The sequence below is a fragment of the Corynebacterium sp. KPL2830 genome (assembly GCF_040225635.1).
Taxonomy (GTDB): Bacteria; Actinomycetota; Actinomycetes; order Mycobacteriales; family Mycobacteriaceae; genus Corynebacterium.
The window spans coordinates 1-7352 of the sequence record NZ_JBEHFR010000050.1 but is presented as its reverse complement, the minus strand read 5'-3'; the positions used below and the strand labels follow the sequence as shown (position 1 = coordinate 7352).

The window sequence follows — 7352 nt, the reverse complement described above, 5'->3', positions numbered from 1 at the left end:
CTCACAATGAACATCCTCTCCTACGGACACAAAATCCGCACTAATCGGGTGTCCACTAAACGAGGGTAACCTCACCACCAGCAGCGTGAGAAAAGCATGGAGCTTGAAATATATGACCAGTACCAAAATTACAGCGACCGCAGCAACTGCAATCCCTAGCAACGTACCAGTGGACAATGTGGGCTCCCACGTCTCCATAGGGCAGGCTCCTTTACTTGTGCAAACCTTTGAATAAGGGCAACGTTAGCAGCAGCGCTGCTAGCCGATGCCCATATTCGCCCAACGCGGCTTATCCAACACCCCGAAACTGGGCATATAAAAATCCCCTGGCTCCCGTTCAGGACCAGGGGAGAAGCCGAGGCAAGCTTAGTCGAACTGACCTTGGATGATGGCCGCTGCATCAAGCGGGGTTACGTGATAAGAGATTGGATTTTGATTGGAACCTGCCATAAGTGCGCCGGCACAGGAATGCCCCGCGCCCATCATGTGGCCTAGCTCGTGAGCAATGGTGCCTTGGAGCGCCTCAGGGTAGGTGGCGTTGGGCATCTTGATGGAGACCAACTTGTGATCTGGGTAAGCCGACCCCTGGACGTAGCCGCGAGGATCCGGATTGTAGATGATGGAAATGGTGTCATCATCAGCTTCGGAAGGCTTTACTTCCTGAAGGGAAGCCTTCCCCCCGAGAGCCTCATTCCACTCGGCAACGGCGGCGTCCAGCTGCTTGCGGTATGGGAAGTTATCCGCCACTTTGTACTTCAGTACGCCATCGCTGAAATAAGGTTTTACAGAGTCCTCATCGTGGAGGATGGAAGGATCTGGAACCGGCTTGCCCTCGTTAGCTAGCTTGGTGATGGTCTTGCAGGTTCCAGGATCGATGATGGAACGTACTGGGTCGCTCTTTGCGTTCGCTGCCGGCGCGGCGATAGTACCGAGAATGGCGGTGGTGGCAAGGGCAGTGACAGATAGCTTCTTTAGAGAGCGCATCGGCAGTTAGTGACCTTTCGATTGGCTTTATCGTTCGTGGAATGCAGTTGGTCTTAGCAATATCCGCGGGAAACAGAATTGCGTGGATGCCTCAGGCAATCGAGTAACAATGAATTTTTGCTACACCGGGCAAAGTAGAAATTTACATTGTTAACTTCGCTTTGTCGACTTTAGTTTAGACGCTCACCAGTAGAAGAACTAAATAGGTGGATGCGGTCAGGATCTGGGGAAACGCGGAAAGTGTCACCCACCGTGTAATCACGGCGAGCGCTTACTAACATGCCAGTTTGTCCGCCCATTCGGGTCGTCGACTGTAGATTCTCCCCGGATTCTGCCAAGTCGCCATAGAGGTAGGTTTGATTGCCGAGCTCTTCAACGTGCTTAACGGTGAATTCCGCACCTTCCTCTGTGTGCACCCAATCTTCAGGGCGAACGCCAACGGTAATGGATTGCGCACCATCGAAGTCGTAATTGGCCAAGTTGATGCGAGTAGACCCCAGTGAAAGCTGGCTAGAGGTGAGTGCGAGGTTGTAGATATTCATCGCAGGGGAGCCGATAAAGCCGGCAACGAAGACGTTTTGGGGGCGATCGTAGATTTCACGAGTGGTATCTACTTGTTGTAGGACACCGGCGTTAAGAACTGCGACGCGGTCACCCATGGTCATTGCTTCGGTCTGGTCGTGGGTCACGTACACCGTCGTGGTGCCTAGGCGGCGTTGCAAATTTGAAATCTGCGCGCGGGTAGAGACGCGTAGTTTTGCATCCAGGTTGGATAGTGGCTCGTCCATGCAGAATACAGCAGGTTCGCGCACGATGGCGCGGCCCATCGCTACACGCTGACGCTGGCCGCCTGAAAGATTCGCGGGTTTTCGGTCAAGTAAATCCTCCATCTGCAAAATTTTCGCGGCTTCTTGCACACGCGTCTTAATCTGGTCCTTGGGAACTTTCCGGTTCTCCAAGGCAAAGGACATATTCTGCGCGACCGACATATTCGGGTACAGGGCGTAGTTCTGAAAGACCATGGCTACGTCTCGATCTGATGGGCTGACTCCAGTGACGTCTTTTCCGCCGATCCGAATGGAACCTCGGTCCGTAGGCTCAAGGCCAGCGAGCATTCGAAGGCTGGTGGATTTTCCGCAGCCAGAAGGCCCGACGAGGACCAAAAATTCGCCATCGGCAATATCTAGATTGAGTTGGTCAACTGCGGGACGCTCCGCGTCTTTGGAGTAGATGCGGCTTGCTCCATCAAATGTGACAGTAGCCATGGTGTTACCTTTCAGATGTTAAGGAGAATTGGCACGGTTAGCCGTTAATGACGGGCTTTACCTGGTTGTCATAAATGGACTGCAGAGTCTTTTCCAGATCCGTGAGCACCTTGGTGACATCGTCGCGGTTGGTGACGATCTTCTCGAAGGCTCCACCAATCTCCTGATCTGCACCAGGGAGGAATACACGGGCGTTGTCCTGTGGGCGAGTTTCTGGAAGCTGCTTGATAGCAGTCTCGAAATTCGGGTTCTCTTCCATGAATTTCTTTTGTTCCTCGTTGTCGGCAGCAGAAGAGCGGACCGGCATGTAACCCACATTTTGGGACCAGTACGAGGTGTTTTCGTCGTTCGTGATGAAATCAATCAGCTTAATGGCTGCCAACTGGCGGTCCTTGCTAATACCGGAAGGAATGGCAAGACCGGCACCTCCGGTGGGGCAAGCGCCGTCTCCCTTTGGATTGGGAAGGAATGCGGTTCCTAATTCGAAGTCAGCGGTATCAGAGATACCTGCAAGGTCGCCTGTGGATAGGACAGTGGCTGCAGCCCGTCCGGTACCGAATTCCATAGCCATGTCATTGCCCATGTAGGAATAGCCATTCTTGCTATCGGTAACATCCTTGAGCCATTCCACAGCCTCGATGGTTTTGCCATCAGTGAACTTCAAATCCCACTCATCGGAGTAGGCGCCGCCCTTAGACCACAAGGGGCCTTGGAAAATCCATCCCAGGTAGCCAACGGCGTCGCCCCAGCCAAATGGCTTCATTTTGGAATCCGCGCTCGCGAGCTTTTTAGACCACTCATCCATTTCGTCCCAAGACTCCGGTCCGCGGTCCGGCAGGCCAGCCTTCTTCCAAGCGTCCTTGTTATAGAAGAACAGGGGAGTCGACCGAGCAAAGGGAAGCGCGAAGTGGCCGCCGTCGTAGTTGTAGTCCTCATAGAGTGGCTGGACATAGCTTGAAAGGTCAATATCGGCTTCTTTGGCTAGATCATCAACATTGGCAATCTGCCCGTTGATAGCGAAGTTGTACCACCACACATCGGAGAGAACCACGATGTCTGGAAGATCAGAGCCGGTGAGTGCAGCATTAAACTTTTGTGCTGCCTCCTCGTAGTTCTTTCCAGCGTCAACAAGGTTGACCTTAATATCAGGGTTTTCCTTCTCGAAGCGAGAGATGATTTCCTTTTCGATGTCCTTTGAAGAAGCTGGGTGGTTGGACCACCACGTCAATTCCGTGACCTCGCCACCATTGCCACCGTCGCTACTGCCCTGGGAACTCGTAGATGAGGTGCCAGCACAAGCGGCAAGAAATGAAGCGGTAGAAGCAGTGGAAGCTAGTGCGAGAAACTTACGGCGAAGCATGGGTATCTCCTTATATTTAAGTCAAATTGCGAAGAAGTGGGTGAAAACGGCGAGCGCGATGGGGATAGAAACCTTCTAACCTTTTACGGCGCCAGTGGTGAGACCTTGAATCATGTATTTCTGCAGGCCAAGGAAGATGACGACCATCGGAAGAATGGTTAGAACGGTAGCGGCCATTACTGGGCCCCAGTTAGTAACGCCATCATTGTTTTGCAACATGGTCAGGCCCACCTGCAAGGGAGCGACACGTTCCGTATCTGCCATCAGGAAAGGCCACAAGTAGGTATTCCACTCGTTTACTAGGGTGATCACGGAAAAAGCTGTCAATGTTGGCCAAGAAACGGGAAGAAGCACCTTGGTGAGCAAGCGAATGGGGCCGGCGCCGTCCATGCGAGCAGCTTCCACAAGCTCATAAGGCAAGGACAGGAAGTGATTGCGCATGAGGAAGGTGCCGAATGCAACACCAGCCAGCGGGACGATGATGCCGACAAAGGTATTACGCCAGCCCAAGGAATTGACCAAGGCGTAGTTGGAAATCACCGTGATTTCTGCGGGGACCATCAGGGAAGAAACCACCACGATGAACACTAGATTGCGTCCTGGGAAGCGAAGGATAGATAACGCGTAGGCGGAGACGACACCAAGCACAATCTTTATAGCGGATAGCACCGCGGTAATGAAGACTGAGTTACGCAGGTAGGTCCAGAAAGGGACGCGCGTTGTGGCATCTGCGTAATTTTTGGTTTCCCACGTCGGCGGTAGCCAGTTAACTGGGTCGGTGTAAATATCACCTCTGGCCTTGAATGAGGTCATTAAGATCCAGAACAACGGCAGTCCCACGAGTAGGAGGACGAGGATAATTCCTACGTACCCACCGATGAGTTTGGCACGCCTTGCTACAGGGGAAGAGTCTGTGATCATGTGAAGATTTGAATCAGCCATAGGGTGGGTTAACCTCGCTTATCCATGATGCGGACCTGAATCAACGTAACGACGAGCAGGATGAGGAATAGGATTGTCGCAGCAGTGGCGCCGTAACCAGCACGGAAGTTGACAAAGGTTTCGTTATAAATCTGAAAAACCAGGGTCTGGGAGCCGTTTCCTTGAGGGCCGCCCCGGGTCATGACGTTGATGATGTCGAAGACCTGCACAGAGTTGAGCAGTACCGTAATGGAAAGGAAGAAGGTGGTATTGCGCAGTTGCGGCATTGTCACGCGCCAGAATTTACGCCAACGGCCTGTTCCATCAATGGCGGCAGCTTCGTCTAATTCCTTATCTAGGCCCTGTAGGGCAGCCAAGTAGATGACAAACGTATAACCCAAGTTCTTCCACACGAATGTAAATGTCACCATGAACAACGCCCAGCCAGGCACGGCATAAAAGTTTGGAGAACTAATGCCAAACCATCCGAGGATTTCTTGAATCAACCCAAAGTTGGGGTCGAATACGAACTGGAAGGCGATACCGATTGCGGCACCGGAGATGGCGTAGGGCGCGAAGACCACCGAGCGTGCGAAGTTGCGGCCCCTGATCTTTTGATTGAGAAGTAGCGCAAGCGCGAGCCCAATAACCATGGAGCCGATGACCGCGAAAAAGGTGAAAATGACGGTATTTAATACAATCGTCTTTGTGTCATCGCGCGTGAACCACTCCACGTAATTATCAAAGCCAACAAAAGTGGAGCTTGAACTGGAAATATTCCAATTAAAAAAGGAAAGCCGAATATTATCCAGCAGCGGCCGGTAGGTAAAGATAGCCAGCAAGATGAGGTTGGGCGCCAAAAGTACGGCAGCCAGCAACCATTCTTTATGTCGGCTCTTTGTAGCCTTTCGTACGAGCTCCGATGAATTATCGTTGCTCGGGCCAGTGGCCGTGGCAGTCGCGATGCCGTTCTTAGCGTCGGCGTGGTCATCCCTGAGAGTCACCCAGCCAACGTAAACCGCGTAGATTACGGGGTGTTTCACATAATGGAAACTTTTGATGAATTGTAATCGTCGAGTCCGTAAAGGCTAGGGGACTATTGCGAACTCGATGAAAACAACTCCAGCGCCCGGGCCTCAGTAAAGGGCCGCAGGGCGCTGGAGCTGGTTCTCTCTATCTCTCTTGCGTTCTCTCAAACGCTAAGGAAAGTATGGCGCTAGACCCTGTTATAGGCATTGAAAAAAGCTGGAATTTTCCTGAAAGTTAGTGGAGGCTAAGAGGGGACACGGGGTAGGCAGGCGGTGCGCTAGTCTGGAAGGTAGAAGAAACAGCCAAAATGTGGGTGGAAGCTGGGGCAATGGCCGGCGAAAGGCGGCCTGGCCCGCAGCTTTCCCGCGAGGTAGAGGTGAAAGATTTGTCGTCGCAGTATGATCCGAATTTTCACCGGCAGATGGGCGTGGAAGCTGACGTCGTGTTGCGTGTCGGGATGATGCTGATGGGCGCTGGCACATCGGGATATCGCGTGCTGCGCGGTATGAAGCGCAGCGCCCGGGCGCTAGGGTTTGACTACTTGGATGCCAACGTGGGGCTAACGCAGATTACCTGTACCTTTCACCGGGGTGACTCCTTTCGCACCGTGATTGCGCGCACGCATTCGCCGGCCGTTGATGCCTCCCGCATTGAGGCATTGGAGGACCTCACCCATAACCGCCTGTACTCCGGAATTACTGCAGAAGAGCTTTCGGGAATGCTCGATTCCATTGAAAGTGACGTAAAAAAGCGTTGGAATGTGTGGGTTCTATCCACCGCAGCCGCGGTCGCGTGCGCGGCGTTTGCATTCCTGAACTTCTTTCCGGTGCAGGCGGTAGGGCTCGTCGCGCTGGCGGCGTTCGTGGGGCAGTTCGTGCGCTATGAGGTGCTCCACCAGCACGTGCACCAAATTGGCGGGATCATCGCCGGTGGCGCGGCAGCCAGCATCACGTTCTTTATTCTTATCGAGATCCTAGGATTTGCCGGGGTGGTAGAGCCGAGCTCGCTGTCCTCGGGCTATGTCGCGACGGTGCTCTTTTTGATTCCGGGGTTCCCGCTGTTTTCGGCCCTGATCGATATTGCGCGCTTTGACTTTGACGCGGGCATCGCCAGGCTGGGGTATGCGTTTACGGTCATCTTTACCGCTACGTTTACAGTCTCCATGGTCAGTTGGTTGACGGATCTTAGCCCGGATCCGCCGGTCCCCGCGCCGGATACGCGGTGGTACCTGCTGGCTTTTGTCGCCAGCTTCTTCGGCATCGCGGGCTTTGCCTTCCTCTTTAATTCCTCGCGCCGCATGGTCCTAGTTGCCGCAAGCGTGGGAACCGTGGCCAATGCGGTGCGCCTGGGACTCCTTGAACTGGGCACGACCATCTACTTTGCGGCTTTTATTGGCGGGCTGATTATCGGACTCTTGGGAGCGGTGGCCTCGCAAAAGGCGCGGTTGCCGCGCATTACCACGACCGTGCCTGCCGCCGTCATTATGATTCCTGGGGTGACGATGTTCCGCGCGGTTTATTACCTCAACGATGGACAGATGGATCAGGCTGTGGCGAATGTGGCCACCGGTTTGATGGTAGTAGGCGCTATCGGCGCGGGGATGGTATTTGCCCGGCTGCTTACGGACCGCGATTGGGCATTGGGACGGCTCATTGACTTCGATAAGGAAATCCCACGGAAGAAGCCCGCCTAGCGCGGGTGGTTCGGCCTTGCAGCGGGGCCTAAACGACAGGATGTGTTGGTGAAGTTATATGTTTAGCCGGTCTGGCGTGCTGGTATTAGGATTATTTCAC

6 protein-coding genes and 1 pseudogene are annotated in these 7352 nt (G+C 53.7%); 1 reads left to right on the top strand and 6 read right to left on the bottom strand.

The window, feature by feature from the left end:
- The 6 genes and pseudogenes from ABRP87_RS11015 to ABRP87_RS10990 form a co-directional block, all read right to left on the bottom strand.
- Positions 1 to 198 (bottom strand): annotated as a pseudogene (locus tag ABRP87_RS11015) (hypothetical protein); the annotation flags it as partial.
- A gap of 168 nt (positions 199 to 366) precedes the next feature.
- On the bottom strand, positions 367 to 984 hold the full coding sequence (locus ABRP87_RS11010) for a zinc metalloprotease (protein ID WP_023025551.1): 618 nt from the start codon (positions 982 to 984) through the stop codon (positions 367 to 369).
- Positions 985 to 1154: 170 nt separating this feature from the next.
- Positions 1155 to 2249, bottom strand: a complete 1095-nt coding sequence (locus ABRP87_RS11005) for an ABC transporter ATP-binding protein (RefSeq protein ID WP_023025553.1) — start codon at positions 2247 to 2249, stop codon at positions 1155 to 1157.
- 37 nt (positions 2250 to 2286) lie between these two features.
- Complete coding sequence (locus tag ABRP87_RS11000; protein WP_023025555.1) at positions 2287 to 3609, bottom strand: ABC transporter substrate-binding protein; 1323 nt, start codon at positions 3607 to 3609, stop codon at positions 2287 to 2289.
- Between the two features lie 75 nt (positions 3610 to 3684).
- Positions 3685 to 4530 carry a carbohydrate ABC transporter permease gene (locus ABRP87_RS10995; RefSeq protein WP_051138425.1) on the bottom strand — a complete coding sequence of 282 codons (846 nt, stop codon included), beginning with the start codon at positions 4528 to 4530 and terminating at the stop codon, positions 3685 to 3687.
- Positions 4531 to 4559: 29 nt separating this feature from the next.
- Positions 4560 to 5534: a carbohydrate ABC transporter permease gene (locus tag ABRP87_RS10990; RefSeq protein ID WP_349868803.1), complete on the bottom strand. Its 975-nt coding sequence runs from the start codon at positions 5532 to 5534 to the stop codon at positions 4560 to 4562.
- Positions 5535 to 5980: 446 nt separating this feature from the next.
- Here ABRP87_RS10990 and ABRP87_RS10985 point away from each other — a divergent pair, with 446 nt between their 5' ends.
- A complete protein-coding gene (locus tag ABRP87_RS10985; protein WP_198010522.1) occupies positions 5981 to 7252 on the top strand; it encodes a threonine/serine exporter family protein in 1272 nt (423 codons plus the stop codon).
- Positions 7253 to 7352 lie beyond the last annotated feature (100 nt).

Coding starts and splice junctions, on each gene's coding strand:
- ABRP87_RS11010 (WP_023025551.1), bottom strand. CDS start 984: ATGCGCTCTCTAAAGAAGCTATCTGTCACTGCCCTTGCCACCACCGCC.
- ABRP87_RS11005 (WP_023025553.1), bottom strand. CDS start 2,249: ATGGCTACTGTCACATTTGATGGAGCAAGCCGCATCTACTCCAAAGAC.
- ABRP87_RS11000 (WP_023025555.1), bottom strand. CDS start 3,609: ATGCTTCGCCGTAAGTTTCTCGCACTAGCTTCCACTGCTTCTACCGCT.
- ABRP87_RS10995 (WP_051138425.1), bottom strand. CDS start 4,530: ATGATCACAGACTCTTCCCCTGTAGCAAGGCGTGCCAAACTCATCGGT.
- ABRP87_RS10985 (WP_198010522.1), top strand. CDS start 5,981: ATGGGCGTGGAAGCTGACGTCGTGTTGCGTGTCGGGATGATGCTGATG.